This is a genomic window from Pseudomonas sp. MDT2-39-1, assembly GCF_054898085.1.
Window position 1 is genome coordinate 6,068,925 of record NZ_CM142716.1, and the last position, 13,703, is coordinate 6,082,627.

The window sequence follows — 13,703 nt, forward strand, 5'->3', positions numbered from 1 at the left end:
ACGGATGCCGACCCGAGTTGCCAACTGCCTTTTCCGCTCCGTCACCTTCAGGCACGGCGCGCCATCAACAACACCGAAGCCACCGCCGACAACAGCCCCGCACAGCAGCGGTTGAATATCCGCTTGCCCCCAGGCTCGGCCTGTATTTGTCCAGGCAAACCCAGATCAACAATTACCAGCGGGCGTTGGCCGTGCCTTCCAATAAATGAGTTAACGCGTCGTCGGCTGTTTCAAAGGAACCTGAGTTGCGCCCGTTGGAAAAGGTCTGGAAAAGCTGCGCAGCCACCACACTCGCAAAAGCAGAAGCTCAATTAGCTGACTTGGCAGAACTGCTGCCAAAACTGTCAGGCAAAAAAACTGCCTAAAGAGGCATGAGAAAAACAGCAGGTGTTGAGGACCTGCGTCTCGCATCCGCACAAACTGACTGGGCATGTGTCCCCGAGCTGACTCGCTCCTGTTTCTTTGATTCCCTGAAGGGTTGGTTCCAGCAGGCATCGCTCGGTCGCGAAGAACGGCGTGGCCTAAAAATTCATGTGCAGCGAAGACTTAGCTTCATTCAGCGAAAAGCAGAATAGTTTGTTACAAAACTGTTGGTGTCTTTTTGATATGTGCCTGCCGCGCTGATCTATACCCACTTCAAGTGTATGGATGTGGCTGGCACTTCATCCCAAGAGTCGCATCGACTGCAGCCCATTAGCTGCTCATATACCCACTCAACTGAAACGTTGCTGATTGTCCATTGTGGATTTCAATCGTCACTGACTTTTATAACGGCGCCCCAGTTCCGCCGGGAGAGCATCATGAGTGCATTGCAGAAGCTACAAGACCGAATCAAACAAAAAGGCCTGCGTCGCACCTTCCGTACACTGTGGGAGCGCTATGTGTTTTTCCACTGGGAGCTGCTGTGGATGGAGCGTGACTTGGTCACGCCGGTGCCACCCTGCACGCTCAGACCCTATTCGGGGTTACGCCTGGTCGACATCGATACACAGAACGCTGATGCGTTCACCAAGCACTTTGGCGACCGCGTGGAAACCATGCGCGAACTGGCCGCCGAAGGGCATACAGGTCACATGTACCTGGACGAAAACGACGATGCCGTGGCCTTCATTTGGGGCAGCAAACGCAATTACCATGATCGCCACTACTACGGCTGCTGGTTCCCGGTCAAGGACGGCGAGTTCTTCGAGTTCGGGGGCGAGATGACGCGACCTTACTTCGGTACGGCCCTTTCAGTCGATGCCCAAATCAGATTGTGGCAGACCATGCAAGCGCAAGGGTGTAACAAGGTAGTGGACGTCTGTGAGACGCATAACGTCCCGGCGCTCAAATTGCACATCCGCATGGGGTACCACGAGCAGGGTCGGGTCATGCATGTCTATGGCTTCTTCGGGCGCTGGCGTTTGTTCCGCGAATCCCGCTACAGCGGCTCGCGACTCGATCTCCTACGCAAACCCGGGCGTCCGACAGTGGCTGCCTCAGCGTGAGATGCAAAAGCTGAGATCGATTGCTTCCACCACATGAACACCTCATTGTCTATTCCGCCACCGGCTGGCTGTTCTTTATAGGAACAAACACCCTTGTGGCGCATTAGACCTTTTCTCGACGACTCTGAAGTTTCCGGTAAACGAGGACTCCTTTCGCTCGCTACTGCACGGTGTCAAGCTCCTGCACATTGAAGTACAACCGAAGCCGGTTCGAAGCCCGAGTATTCGAAAATGGGGCGTAATCGCCGTAAAATTTTTACGCTTTCTTTACGGTCAGTGTTTTTGACCGCAACGATACTGGCCGCGATTTTTTAGATCGTCCATGCGCCTCGCTTTTCCGATGGCCCTGGAAAAATGTATTGCCCAAGGATGGCGTGCAGTTACTTCCCGCTAATTGAGAGATTCGCCCCTTGAGTGAGACAGCGACCGTTGCAAACGAAGACTCCCCATCCAAAACCTCAGGCGTGGGCTTGCTCGTCGCTGCTGTTGGGGTGGTTTACGGGGACATCGGCACCAGCCCCCTGTACACGCTGAAAGAAGTATTTTCCGGCCACTACGGCGTCCAGGTGAATCACGACGGCGTGCTGGGTATTCTGTCGTTGATCTTTTGGTCGCTGATCTGGGTCGTCTCGATCAAATACGTGCTGTTCATCCTGCGTGCCAATAACCAGGGTGAGGGCGGCATCATGGCGCTGACGGCTTTGGCCCGTCGCGCCTCCACCCCGTATCCGCACATGAGCAAGGTATTGGTGTTGCTCGGCTTGTTCGGCGCCGCACTTTTTTACGGGGACAGCATGATCACCCCGGCGATTTCGGTGCTCTCTGCGGTGGAGGGGTTACAGCTGGCGTTTGACGGGATCGAGCACTGGGTGGTGCCCCTGTCCGTGATCGTGCTGGTGGCGCTGTTCCTGATACAGAAACACGGCACTGCTCGCATTGGGATTCTGTTCGGCCCGGTCATGGTGCTGTGGTTTGTGGTGTTAGGCGCGCTCGGGATCTACGGGATTTTGCAGCGCCCCGAGGTGCTGCAAGCGCTCAACCCTGCTTGGGCAGTGCAGTTTTTCGTGGTTCATCCGGGCATGGGCGTGGCGATTTTGGGGGCTGTCGTGTTGGCGTTGACCGGTGCTGAAGCACTGTATGCCGACATGGGCCACTTTGGCCGCAAACCCATTTCTCGTGCGTGGTTCATTCTGGTGTTGCCAGGACTGGTACTCAATTATTTTGGTCAGGGTGCCTTGATCCTGGAGAACCCGGAGGCGGTGCGCAATCCATTCTATTTACTCGCGCCTGGCTGGGCACTGCTGCCGATGGTTGCTCTCTCTACTCTCGCCACCATCATTGCTTCTCAAGCCGTGATCTCTGGTGCTTTCTCCCTGACACGCCAGGCAATACAGCTAGGGTACGTCCCGCGCATGTTTATCCAGCACACCTCGAGCCAGGAACAAGGGCAGATTTACATCGGTACCGTTAACTGGGCATTGATGGTCGGTGTCGTGCTGTTGGTGATCGGTTTCGAGTCGTCCAGTGCCTTGGCTGCTGCCTATGGGGTTGCGGTCACGGGCACCATGTTGATCACCACCATCTTGTCTTCGGCTGTCGTCCTGCTCCTTTGGAAAACGCCACGTTGGCTGGCCATCCCTATGCTGCTTGGTTTTCTGCTGGTCGACGGCCTGTATTTTGCCGCCAATGCACCAAAGATTTTCCAAGGCGGTGCGTTCCCTGTGATCGCCGGCATTGGCCTGTTCATCTTGATGACCACCTGGAAGCGGGGCAGGAAAATCATTGTTGAACGACTGGATGAAACCGCGCTGCCTTTGCCGCTGTTCATCAGTAGTATCCGTTCACTGCCACCCCATCGCGTACAAGGCACCGCAGTGTTTCTGACGGCCAGAGCCGACGCTGTACCACATGCGTTGCTGCACAACTTGCTGCATAACCAAGTCTTGCATGAGCAAATCGTGTTGCTCACCGTGGTGTCTGAAGACAGCCCTCGCGTTAGTGCTGAACGGCGGTTTGAGGTTGAAGCTTATGGCGAAGGGTTTTTCCGGGTCAGTCTTCACTTTGGTTTTATGGAGGAGCCCGACGTACCCTTGGCGCTAAGTCTGTGTCACTTGACTGAACTGGATTTCAGTCCGATGCGCACGACCTATTTCCTCAGCAGGGAGACGGTGATCCCCACCAAGCGCATTGGGATGGCGCGCTGGCGGGAAAGTCTTTTCGCGTTTTTGTTGAAGAACGCCAACAGCAACCTGAAGTATTTCAAACTGCCACTGAATAGAGTGATTGAGCTGGGAACTCAGGTAGAGATGTGACGGACAAACAAGGCCGCCTATGCGGCCTTTTCCTCTAAGACACCCGAGGTCAGATCACTTTAACCGCCCGGCCAATGAACTGAATCGGTCCTGTGGGTTTGCCCGTCGGCGATCCATGGGGGTTCTCCAGAGTCAATTCAAAGAGCTGGTTGGATTCCAGCGGCGGTAATTTATCCAAAGGGACAGAAAGCGTTTGCCCAGGTTTGACCAATCCAAGGGACACCGGTCCTTGCCAGCCGTCCGCTTTGGTCCAGAACTCAAGTGCTTTGTCGGTTGGGACTTGCGCTTCCCCTAAAGGAATCAGTTGGATTTCCTTTCGGTTGCTCGCCTGAATGACCCAGCCGGGTGCCTGGTTCTGCGGAGCCACCAGAACTACCAGGTAGGTGGTCGGATTCAACGGAGCTGTTCGTGTCAGAACAACTGTTCCAAGCAACAGCGTTGCGACAAGACCAGTCCCCGCGAGCCCGCGCCATAGCGGTAGAAGGTTCCACCACGAGATTGGCTTCACAGCGGCCGTCACTCTTGGTGCTCGCCGGTCATTGCTGTTCAAGCTGCGCTCGATTCGCCGCCAGAGAAGTGGAGTAGGGGGTTGCGGTTCAGCCAGTTCGGTCAACGCAAGCAAACGCTGTTCCCATGCATCAACAGCAGCTCGCAAATCTGTCTCCTGGGCAAGACGCTTTTGTATCTCGATGCGTTGCTCGGCCGGCAACGTGCCTAACACATACTCACTCGCCAGTTCGTCAATGTTGTCGGCGCTGTCATCCTCTGGGCTTATGGTCATCCCATGCACTCCCGCAATGCCACCAGACTGCGTTTAATCCAGGCTTTGACGGTCCCCAGAGGTGCGCCCAGTTTCTGCGATATTTCTGAATGCGAATAGCCGTCTACATACGCATGGAGTATGCAGTTGCGACGCGCCGGCTCCAGTTGTTCAAGGCACATATAAATACGTCCTGAACGGGCTCGAAAATCGAAGGCGTCCACACACTCTGACGATGCCTCCATGGATGCTAAAGCGAGCAATGCCATTTCGCTTTGCTCGCTGACCTGTATCTCCCGGGCGTTATCTCGCATGAAGTTGAGTGCTAAATGCCGCGTCACGCTGAAGATCCAGCCACGGGCAGAACCTCGTGCCGGATCGAAGCTGGCGGCACGGGTCCATATTTTGATAAAGACATCGTGCACGATGTCTTCGGCCAAGGCGTTACTGCGAGCGATTCGCTTGGCAACACCCAAAAGACGAGCACTTTCCTGCTCATACAAGTCTTGCAATGCCTGCTGCTCGCCTCGGGCACAAGCAGCTAAACAGGCTTCGTAGTCAAAACAGGGCTCAGGTAGGGACAAGGTTTTCAGCCGCCAGCAGGTGGTAATTACCCCAGCCCTAAGGCTGGGGTTCCATCGGAGCAGAGTAGACGACTTTGTGCGTTAACAACCTGTCCTGGATCGTTGGCTTAATTGGCTGCCCAAAAAATATAGTCAGCCTGATATTTCACTACCTCACGTTTGCCTTTGTTTGCGGCGGAGCATTCGATCATTGGCGCCACGCCGCCTTTAACGGCCACCCGCTGGATATAACTGACATTGCTCATCGCGCCTTTGCCTTCCGCAGGGTTGGCTTTGACCAACTGATAAGGGAGGTCACCAGTACCTGAGGGTGCAACCGCCAGTTGCGTTCCAGTGATTTTAGAACCGTCATTAGCTTGCCAGGTAGCCGGGGGGCCGAAGTAGGTGCCGACTTGTTTGCCGCTGCGATCATTTAGTACCGCTTTGGGTCCTACGAAAGTCCATTCAGTCTGGCCGGCGGAGTTAGCCTTGTCGCGACACTCATACGTGATTTCGCCCACGCCCACGGTCTCCAACGCGACCTTATGACCGTCCGGGACCTTGATGCTGTCGGGCAGATCTGTTTGCGCATACGCAGCTGGCACTGTGACCAACAAGCAGGTGGCAGCAAGCGTAGTACTGGCAATGCGCAGGAATCTTTTAGCGTTCATGCAAATCTCTCCAGAAAGGTGATCAGTTCAGCAGCTATGGCTACTGCCTGTACTACCCGCTGGAGGACAAACTGGATGCAGCTGATTAAAAAATATCGAGCAGAAAGGGTTGTAGCGTCACTGCTTGATAGCTTGACAATGTGAGTGTCAGGCCAACAGCTGCCCGTGGTGAAGGGTAGCTAACGGCCCAGGCTGTGTGAAAACACCAGTGATTGTCTAACCTTCTGATTGTCTGGATCGTATCGGGGACGATCATGAAGCGATTTATTGAGGGTGAGGAGGGTGTCCCTGATTTTGTGTAAACGGGATTTCTATTAAACCGTTAACAGCCGATCTTCAAACTGGATACTGAAGCGATTCAAAGCCGCTTTCCAGTCCCGGATCGGCATTGTCCACTTTTTGCTGATGTTGTTCAGCGCCAGATAAAACAGCTTCATCACCGCCTCGTCGGTCGGAAATGACGCACGCGTTTTGATCACTTTACGCAGACTCATGTTGATCGATTCGATGGCATTGGTGGTGTAGATCACCTTGCGAATTTCGGCTGGATAGTCAAAAAACGGAATCACCCGAGCCCAGTTTCGTCGCCATGACAGGCTGATCGATTGGTACTCGGCGTCCCATTTGGCTTCAAATTCGCAGAGCCGTTGCTCAGCCAGCTCGGCGGTGGCCGAGGTGTAAATCAGCTTGAGGTCAGCCGCGACTTCCTTCTGCCGTTTCCACGATACGAAGTTCAAACTGTTGCGCACCATGTGCACGATGCACAGCTGAACGACGGCTTTTGGGTAAACCGTTTCAATCGCCTCAGGGAAGCCTTTGAGGCCGTCCACGCAGGCGATGAAGATGTCCTGCACGCCCCGATTCTTGAGTTCGGTCACCACTTGCAGCCAGAATTTTGCGCCTTCGGTTTGAGCGATCCACAAGCCCAGCACCTCTTTGTGACCCGCCATGTTGACGCCGATGGCCAGATAAACCGCCTTGTTGCGCACGGCGCCGGCATCGCGCACTTTGACGTGAATGCAGTCCAGATAGAGGATCGGGTACAGCGCGTCCAGCGGCCGCGCCTGCCAGAGTTTGACCTCATCACTCACCGCGTCGGTAATCGCCGAGATCAGGCTGGGAGAGACCTCGGTGCCGTACATTTCCTGCAAGTGCGCCTGAATTTCTCTGACACTCAAACCGCGAGCGTACAGCGAGATGACTTTGTCATCGAAGCCCGTCCAGCGGGTTTGATGCTTGGCCACCAACTGCGGCTCGAAGGACGCCTGCCGGTCGCGAGGGATGTCGAGCGGCAGTTCGCCGAAGTCGCCCTTCAGGGTTTTACCGCTGTGACCGTTGCGCGCATTGGCGGCGGTGTTGGTGATCGTCGCGCTTTTGTCGTGCCCCAGGTGTTCGGTCATCTCGGCTTCAAGGGCCCGCTCGACCAGCATCTTGGTGAGCTGTTTGAGCAGGCCGTTTTCGCCGATGAGATCTTCGGGCTTTTTGTAATTGGCCAACAGACTGTCGGCCAGTTTAACCAGCTCAGGATCAGGCTTGACTCGTTTGGCTCGCTTGGGTTTTGACTCGGTCATTGGATTTCCTTGGGGTAGGCAGTCTCCTGCCAAATGACCGTTTACACAAAACTAATTACACCCTCAGGGTGAGGCTCGGACGCACACCCAGCGGTGTTGCTGAAGATCTATATCTACGGCTACCTCAATCTCTTCTCTCATTCGATCATCGCCATCGACGGCAGCAAATTCAAAGCCGTCAATAATCGCGACCGCAACCGCCCGCTTATTCCAGAGGCAATCCTCGCGACTCTCAGTTTTCGACGTATTTAGCGCGTTTTCACACAGCCTGGCCCCTTTGCAGACATTCATATCGTCCCCTTGACCGAGGGGTTCCCCACTCTGACTTCACGCTTAGATGATGGGGTGGTAAAAAAAGATGCTGGTTGAGGTGGCCGTTGCAGCGGGAACTTCAGGGTACCGGCCAGGTCAATTGGTGCCTGTATTGGAAATGCCGATTAGCGCTGTGGTCTTTTTTACGGCAGTGCCATCCGAGATCAGTCGAGTCCGCCCCCTGATGCCAACCAAGAGTTTTCTGCCGGGTCTCATCCTGGTGTTCTGCGCCGTCGCGTCTCTTTGTTCGGTTGCTGCTGAGCGAAGAGCGGCAGCGCAAAGCAACAGCGCATCAACCACCCTAATCGAAACCGCCTCGCGGCAGTATGGAAATGGTCAGTTGGAACAAGCCGCTGCCACGCTGGAGCGAGCCCTGCATATCCAGCCGAACAATCCCGCGACGCTGCATTACCTCGGTGTGTTGCGTCTTCAGCAGGGGCAGTATCAGCAGGCTGAAACCTTGGCGACGCGCTCGAATATGCGGGTTGGTCGCAACGTCGAGTTACGCAATCGCAACTTCCAATTGATCCAGACGGCGCAGCAGGCCCAGTCTTCGGGTATCCCGCCCAGCGCCAAAGCGGACCAGGTCGCAGTTCAGAAGAGGCTGGAAGTGGAGACCCAAAGGCTCAGCGAAGCAGAAATGGGCGTTGCTGAACAATCCACTCAGGACACTGGGCGCGACGCTGGCAACTTCGCTCGCGCAACGGCAGACCAGGTATTGGATTCATCGACAGTTGGCAGGTCTCGGCCCGAAGGAAAATCGCAAATGGCTTCCGTCGAGCCAGGGCCTGCGTACGATGAGGTTGAGATTCCCCGCGGCCATTTGCCGCCTCCAGGTAAATGCCGAATCTGGTTTCCTGATCGCCCGCCGGGGCATCAGCCCGCACCCGGCAAATGCAAGAAACTGCGAAAACGGGTTCCGTCAGGGGCCTACTTGGTGCACGGTTGAGTTTCTGAACATCCACTTCTGTCCGATAGCGGTCCGAACTACAGTTGCCGCCATTCCGGACACTCCAGCGTTGTTCACCAGCACATCGACCTGATCGAACCGGGTAACGGCGAAGTCGATGAAGTCTTGGACATCCTTTCGGTCTGTGACGTCTAGAGCACGTAATTACGCCTTGCCGCAGGAGGCGTTGATATCGCCAGCAATCATTTCAAGTCGGTCGGTACGACGAGCAGCGAGCACCACTTTCGCGCCGTGGCTTGCCAGCAGCCGCGCGGTAGCCTCACCGATACCGCTGCTTGCGCCGGTGATTGCGATGACTTTGTCTTTGACGTTCAACATGATCGGTTTCTTCTTCTGTTCGCCTACACGAGCAGGTGGTGCTGCTGACGGTAGTGTCCGAAGACAGCCCTCGGGTGACTGCTGAACGCCGGTTTGAGGTTGAAGCTTATTGCGAAGGGTTTTTTCGGGTCCGTCTGCACTTTGGTTTCATGGAGGAGCCCGACGTACCCATGGCGCTAAGTCTTTGTCAGCTGAAGGAACTGGATCTCAGTCCGATGCGCACGACCTATTTCCTCAGCCGGGAGACAGTGATCCCCACCAAGCGCATTGGTATGGCGCGCTGACGCGAAAGCCTGTTCGCGTTCCTGCTGAAAAATGCCAACAGCAACTTGAAATACTTCAAGTTACCGTTGAATAGAGTGATCGAGCTGGGAACACAAGTAGAGATGTGGAGGCAAACGAAGCCGTAAAGCGGCCCGCACACAAACATCTGACAGCACGAAATTCTCTGTTGAGGCAGGCATTAATCGAGCAGGAGGTCATTTTCCTGCTCATTGGAAACACTATTGGGAGGTTATCTCCATATCAGGACTTAACGTTCCCAACCAAGCCACTAGCCCCACAATCAAAACTGCTGTCGATAACTCGACCAACACGCTGCGCCTTAACGCATTCGCCGCCACTCGATATTCCCCCTCCCGCAACGACCGCTCCAAAAGCGGGCCAAGGTGAAATCGGTTCAGTGCGGCCAGCACCAGCATCCCGGCAAACAACACCACTTTGATGATCAGCAAAGTCCCGTAGGTGCTTAGAAGCACGGCATCGAGTTTTGGGCCCACGATGAACAGGTAGTTCACGACACCTGTGACCGTGATGACGACCACGATCAAAGCGCCCACCGATTCGAATCGGTTGACGGCCCGGGTCAGCAAACTGATGCTCTCTTCGGTTTGCAGTGTGTCGAGCATTGCCATCCTGGCAAAAGCGACTAATGCACCCAGCCAGGCGCCTGCCGCCAGCAGGTGCAATATGTCCATTGCAAAATGCCAATAACGACGACTGCCTTCATCCATCGCCCCATGACCGCTCCATGCCAGACTGGCGAGGGCGATCCCGCCAGCAATAGCTGCGACCACCAAGCTAAAGCCAGGCGCACGCTGGTTGAGCATCACCGCTAAACCGCCAACAACTAACGCGATGATTCGCACGACCCAGGCCAGCCCTACGTCCGTCTCAAATACCATCATTTCAATATGCGGACGCAGCTCAGCGAAGTCCGACTCCCCGCTCATGGCGCTCGCCATCATCACCATGCTGGCGATAGACACCAGCACACCGAGCGCCGTCGTACCCGCCACGATAGACCGAAACGGCAACACGGCACCCGACACTCGCTCTCGTCCTTTAAAGCTGTACAACCCGAAAAGCGCCACGCCAAAGAGCAGCATCAAATCCAGGTACAAGCCGAAGCGCAGGGCAATGCTGGCCCAATCGCTCATCAGTTACTTCACTTTGAACGAAACGTTGCCTGTGATCGGATGAGTGTCCGATGACACCGCGCGCCATTCGACTTTATAGCTGCCAGCGGGCAATGGAGAAAGCGGCGTGATAACCATGGTTTTCGGGTCGCTGCCGCCAGAGACTTTGGCCTTCATGGGCATCGGGGAGTGGGCCATACCGGACATTTCGGTCATGACCAGTTTCGCGCCAGAGAACTGGGTCATGAGGTTTTCGGAAAAGTGCAGTTCGATCTTGCCGGGGGCCGCACCGACCGCGCCTTCCTCCGGGGTAGATGAGAGCAATTTCGGGTGCGCTTGAGCGAATGTGCTCATAAGCAGCCCACCAGAAAGTGCGATGGCAACAGCGGTGGTTTTGATCAGTCGCATACAAGGCCTCTCACCGCTTAAAGCGGTATTTTTTTGATTGTTAAGTTGACGCGTTCTAGAACCACAGCCGAACACCAAGGACGAGACGTGCTTCACTGCGATCCTCGCCATCGTCCTCGGCATAATCGGCTGTTTTGCCGTATGTGCGGTTCCAGGTCACGCCGATGTAAGGCGCAAACTCCCGGCGGATTTCATAACGCAGGCGCAGGCCCGCTTCAGTGTTAGACAAGCCAGAACCGATGCCTCGTTGCGGGTCATTTTTGCTGTAAAAATTGAGTTCGGCGGTTGGCTGCAAAATGAGTCGGTTGGTCAGCAGGATGTCGTAGTCGCCTTCCAGTCGAGCGGCGGTTTGGCCACCTTCACCGATAAACGCCGTGGCTTCGGCTTCGAAGTTGTACAGCGCCATGCCTTGCACGCCGAACGCCGCCCACGTTTGCGGGTCGCCGGGTTTGAAATCCTGCCGAACGCCGGTTACCACGTCCCACCACGGGGAGATGGCGTGGCCCCACAGTGCCTGGACTTCCGCATCTTCAGTCTTGCCGTTGGTACGTTCGCCTTCGGAGCGCAGCCACAGGCGGTCGATATCGCCGCCGATCCAGCCTGAGAGATCCCAGGCCAGGGTGCTGCCGTCATCGGCGTCCTGCCATTCTAGTTTGTCTGCGAGAAAGTACGTGTTGAGCGCGGAGTCGTGCACGTTATGCCCACCCGGACTGACAAACACGGCGGCGCGGTCGGCATCGGTCAACGCCGGGATCGGCGTGCGGCTTTCGGTAGGCGCGGCAGGCTGCATCTGACCGTCGTCCATGCTTTGCATCTGGCTGTGGTCCATGCCCTGCATCTGGCTATGATCCATGTTTTGCATGTCGTCGGTGGCGGCCATTGCCGAAGACAGTGTCAGGCTCGCGGTCACGAGCGCCAAAGAAATCGGAGTGATCCTGATCATGGGTAGCGCCTCATTCTTCCACGCGAACTTCACGGAACATGCCCATTTCCATGTGGTACAGGAGGTGGCAGTGATAGGCCCAGCGGCCGAGCGCGTCGGCGGTCACCCGATAACTGCGCCGTGAGCCTGGCGGCATGTCGATGGTGTGTTTGCGTACCATGAACTGGCCGTTCTCGTCTTCGAGATCGCTCCACATGCCGTGCAGATGGATCGGATGGGTCATCATCGTGTCGTTGACCAGCACCACCCGAACCCGCTCGCCATACTTGAGGCGCAGGGGTTCGGCATCGGAGAACTTCACGCCGTTGAACGACCAGGCAAATTTTTCCATGTGGCCGGTGAGGTGAAGTTCGATAGTACGGCTGGGCTCGCGGCCGTCCGGGTCTGCGAAGGTGCTGCGCAAGTCGGAATAGGTCAGGACCCGACGACCATTGTCACGCAGGCCGAGGCCAGGGTCATCGAGTTTGGGTGAAGTGGTCATGGCTTGCATGTCCACCAGCGGATTGTTGCTTTCCGTCGCGGGGTGGGACTGCATTTCGCCCATGCCAGCCATACCGCTGTGATCCATGCCGGACATGCTGTCCATGCCTTGCATTGAGCTGTGGTCCATACCCGTCATCTGGCTGTGATCCATGCCCGCCATGTCGCCGCCCATACCGCCGTGATCCATACCGCCCATACCCATGTCATCCATGGTCACCAGCGGCCTCGGGTCCAGTGGTGGTACCGGCGCGGACACTCCCGTCTTCACCGCCAGCGTGCCGCGGGCATAGCCAGTACGATCCATCGACTGGGCGAACAAGGTGTAGGCATCCTGGGTCGGCTCGACGATCACATCGAACGTCTCGGCCACTGCGATGCGAAACTCGTCGACGCTCACCGGTTTGACATGCAGACCGTCTGCGGCGACTACCGTCATTTTCAGACCGGGAATGCGTACGTCGAAGTAGGTCATGGCGGAGCCGTTGATAAAGCGCAGACGCAGTTTCTCGCCAGGCCGGAATACCCCCGTCCAGTTCATGTCAGGCGACTGGCCGTTCATCAAGTGGGTGTAAGTCGCGCCGCTGACGTCGGCCAGGTCCGTGGGATTCATCTTCATTTCAGCCCACATCTTTCGATCTGCGACCGTGGAGCCCCAACCTTTTTCACTGGCGTCGTGGATGAAGTCGCCCACGGTGCGCTTGTTGTAGTTGTAGTAATCCGACTGTTTTTTCAACGTCTTCATCAGGCCGACCGCGTCTTCGTCGGTCCAGTCGGTCAGCATCACCACGTAATCTCGGTCGTACTGGAACGGCTCCGGCTCCTTCGCATCGATCACCAACGGGCCGTAAACGCCGGACTGCTCCTGAAACCCAGAATGACTGTGATACCAGTAAGTGCCGTTCTGCCGGAGCTTGAATTGATAGACATACATCCCACCCGGTTCAATGCCATGAAAGCTCAGGCCCGGCACACCGTCCATGTTGGCCGGCAGCAGAATGCCGTGCCAGTGAATGGAGGTGGAGGCGTCGAGTTTGTTCCTCACCCGCAACGTGACCGTGTCGCCTTCGCGCCAGCGCAGCAGTGGGCCGGGTATGCCGCCATTGATGGTCATCGCGGTGCGCGGGTTGCCAGTGATGTTGACCGGGGTTTCGCCGATGAACAGGTCGAAATCGGTACCGGCCAGGACATTCGGCTCGCCGGGGCTGGTGATTGCCCAGACAGGTGTGCGCCATAGCCCGAGGCCGCCGAGAATCCCGGCGGCGGCGAGTCCCTTCACAAAGGTTCGTCTTGATGTTTCAGGTTGCATGGCGCTTTGTTCCCAGTCAGTCGGATGACAGAGCAAACAGGAGATACTGATGAAGAGGGTAATGGGTGCAAGCTTTCAGAAGGCTGAGCGGAAGATTACCGTTTTGTCAGCTTCACCCGTAGCTTTGGCCGTGACCCACTCGAATGCTGGCTTGCGAATGCCTGGTTTTTGAGTGAATATG

Annotated in this window: 11 protein-coding genes and 4 pseudogenes; 5 read left to right on the top strand and 10 right to left on the bottom strand. The window is 56.2% G+C overall.

All coding sequences use genetic code 11. The annotated features are described in order from the left end of the window. Nucleotides 1–47: 47 nt before the first annotated feature. Nucleotides 48–140 (bottom strand): annotated as a pseudogene (locus ACYZTM_RS28240) (LysE family translocator); the annotation flags it as partial. 660 nt (nt 141–800) lie between these two features. Between ACYZTM_RS28240 and ACYZTM_RS28245 the strand changes: the two are divergent. Together ACYZTM_RS28245 and ACYZTM_RS28250 are read left to right on the top strand one after the other, a co-directional pair. After that, on the top strand, nt 801–1,487 hold the full coding sequence (locus tag ACYZTM_RS28245; protein ID WP_131062802.1) for a GNAT family N-acetyltransferase: 687 nt from the start codon (nt 801–803) through the stop codon (nt 1,485–1,487). 410 nt (nt 1,488–1,897) lie between these two features. Next, nucleotides 1,898–3,799 carry a potassium transporter Kup gene (locus tag ACYZTM_RS28250; protein WP_131062803.1) on the top strand — a complete coding sequence of 634 codons (1,902 nt, stop codon included), beginning with the start codon at nt 1,898–1,900 and terminating at the stop codon, nt 3,797–3,799. A gap of 49 nt (nt 3,800–3,848) precedes the next feature. On the opposite strand, the gene ACYZTM_RS28255 is transcribed toward ACYZTM_RS28250, so the two are convergent. From ACYZTM_RS28255 to ACYZTM_RS28270, 4 genes are all read right to left on the bottom strand, one after another. After that, nucleotides 3,849–4,580, bottom strand: a complete 732-nt coding sequence (locus tag ACYZTM_RS28255; protein ID WP_461985904.1) for an anti-sigma factor — start codon at nt 4,578–4,580, stop codon at nt 3,849–3,851. After that, nucleotides 4,577–5,143, bottom strand: coding sequence for a sigma-70 family RNA polymerase sigma factor (locus tag ACYZTM_RS28260; RefSeq protein WP_131062805.1), 567 nt, complete (start codon nt 5,141–5,143; stop codon nt 4,577–4,579). The genes ACYZTM_RS28255 and ACYZTM_RS28260 overlap by 4 nt, the downstream gene beginning before the upstream one ends. A gap of 107 nt (nt 5,144–5,250) precedes the next feature. Then, a complete protein-coding gene (locus ACYZTM_RS28265; protein WP_131062806.1) occupies nt 5,251–5,793 on the bottom strand; it encodes a DUF3455 domain-containing protein in 543 nt (180 codons plus the stop codon). Nucleotides 5,794–6,107: 314 nt separating this feature from the next. Continuing rightward, nucleotides 6,108–7,364, bottom strand: a complete 1,257-nt coding sequence (locus ACYZTM_RS28270; RefSeq protein WP_461964636.1) for an IS256 family transposase — start codon at nt 7,362–7,364, stop codon at nt 6,108–6,110. An 84-nt stretch (nt 7,365–7,448) separates the two neighbouring features. On the opposite strand from ACYZTM_RS28270, the pseudogene ACYZTM_RS28275 reads away from it, so the two are divergent. Both ACYZTM_RS28275 and ACYZTM_RS28280 read left to right on the top strand, forming a co-directional pair. Beyond that, nucleotides 7,449–7,562 (top strand): annotated as a pseudogene (locus ACYZTM_RS28275) (hypothetical protein); the annotation flags it as partial. Nucleotides 7,563–7,860: 298 nt separating this feature from the next. Beyond that, nucleotides 7,861–8,625 carry a tetratricopeptide repeat protein gene (locus ACYZTM_RS28280; protein ID WP_461989249.1) on the top strand — a complete coding sequence of 255 codons (765 nt, stop codon included), beginning with the start codon at nt 7,861–7,863 and terminating at the stop codon, nt 8,623–8,625. Here ACYZTM_RS28280 and ACYZTM_RS28285 read toward each other — a convergent pair. After that, nucleotides 8,599–8,964, bottom strand: a pseudogene (locus ACYZTM_RS28285) (SDR family oxidoreductase). The gene ACYZTM_RS28280 and the pseudogene ACYZTM_RS28285 sit on opposite strands and share 27 nt — an antisense overlap. Nucleotides 8,965–8,987: 23 nt before the next feature. On the opposite strand from ACYZTM_RS28285, the pseudogene ACYZTM_RS28290 reads away from it, so the two are divergent. Further along, nucleotides 8,988–9,374: pseudogene (locus ACYZTM_RS28290) on the top strand (KUP/HAK/KT family potassium transporter); the annotation flags it as partial. 93 nt (nt 9,375–9,467) lie between these two features. On the opposite strand, the gene copD reads toward ACYZTM_RS28290, so the two are convergent. From copD to ACYZTM_RS28310, 4 genes are read right to left on the bottom strand one after another with little or no spacing between them, the layout of a single operon-like run. Continuing rightward, a complete protein-coding gene (copD, locus tag ACYZTM_RS28295; protein WP_461985907.1) occupies nt 9,468–10,403 on the bottom strand; it encodes a copper homeostasis membrane protein CopD in 936 nt (311 codons plus the stop codon). A 3-nt stretch (nt 10,404–10,406) separates the two neighbouring features. Then, nucleotides 10,407–10,790, bottom strand: a complete 384-nt coding sequence (gene copC / locus ACYZTM_RS28300; protein WP_131062942.1) for a copper homeostasis periplasmic binding protein CopC — start codon at nt 10,788–10,790, stop codon at nt 10,407–10,409. Between the two features lie 55 nt (nt 10,791–10,845). Continuing rightward, entirely contained in the window at nt 10,846–11,733 is an 888-nt protein-coding gene (locus tag ACYZTM_RS28305) for a copper resistance protein B (RefSeq protein WP_131062941.1), read from the bottom strand. A 10-nt stretch (nt 11,734–11,743) separates the two neighbouring features. Continuing rightward, complete coding sequence (locus ACYZTM_RS28310; protein ID WP_461985910.1) at nt 11,744–13,522, bottom strand: copper resistance system multicopper oxidase; 1,779 nt, start codon at nt 13,520–13,522, stop codon at nt 11,744–11,746. Nucleotides 13,523–13,703 lie beyond the last annotated feature (181 nt).

Coding starts and splice junctions, on each gene's coding strand:
- ACYZTM_RS28245 (WP_131062802.1), top strand. CDS start 801: ATGAGTGCATTGCAGAAGCTACAAGACCGAATCAAACAAAAAGGCCTG.
- ACYZTM_RS28255 (WP_461985904.1), bottom strand. CDS start 4,580: ATGACCATAAGCCCAGAGGATGACAGCGCCGACAACATTGACGAACTG.
- ACYZTM_RS28265 (WP_131062806.1), bottom strand. CDS start 5,793: ATGAACGCTAAAAGATTCCTGCGCATTGCCAGTACTACGCTTGCTGCC.
- ACYZTM_RS28270 (WP_461964636.1), bottom strand. CDS start 7,364: ATGACCGAGTCAAAACCCAAGCGAGCCAAACGAGTCAAGCCTGATCCT.
- ACYZTM_RS28280 (WP_461989249.1), top strand. CDS start 7,861: ATGCCAACCAAGAGTTTTCTGCCGGGTCTCATCCTGGTGTTCTGCGCC.
- copD (WP_461985907.1), bottom strand. CDS start 10,403: ATGAGCGATTGGGCCAGCATTGCCCTGCGCTTCGGCTTGTACCTGGAT.
- copC (WP_131062942.1), bottom strand. CDS start 10,790: ATGCGACTGATCAAAACCACCGCTGTTGCCATCGCACTTTCTGGTGGG.
- ACYZTM_RS28305 (WP_131062941.1), bottom strand. CDS start 11,733: ATGATCAGGATCACTCCGATTTCTTTGGCGCTCGTGACCGCGAGCCTG.
- ACYZTM_RS28310 (WP_461985910.1), bottom strand. CDS start 13,522: ATGCAACCTGAAACATCAAGACGAACCTTTGTGAAGGGACTCGCCGCC.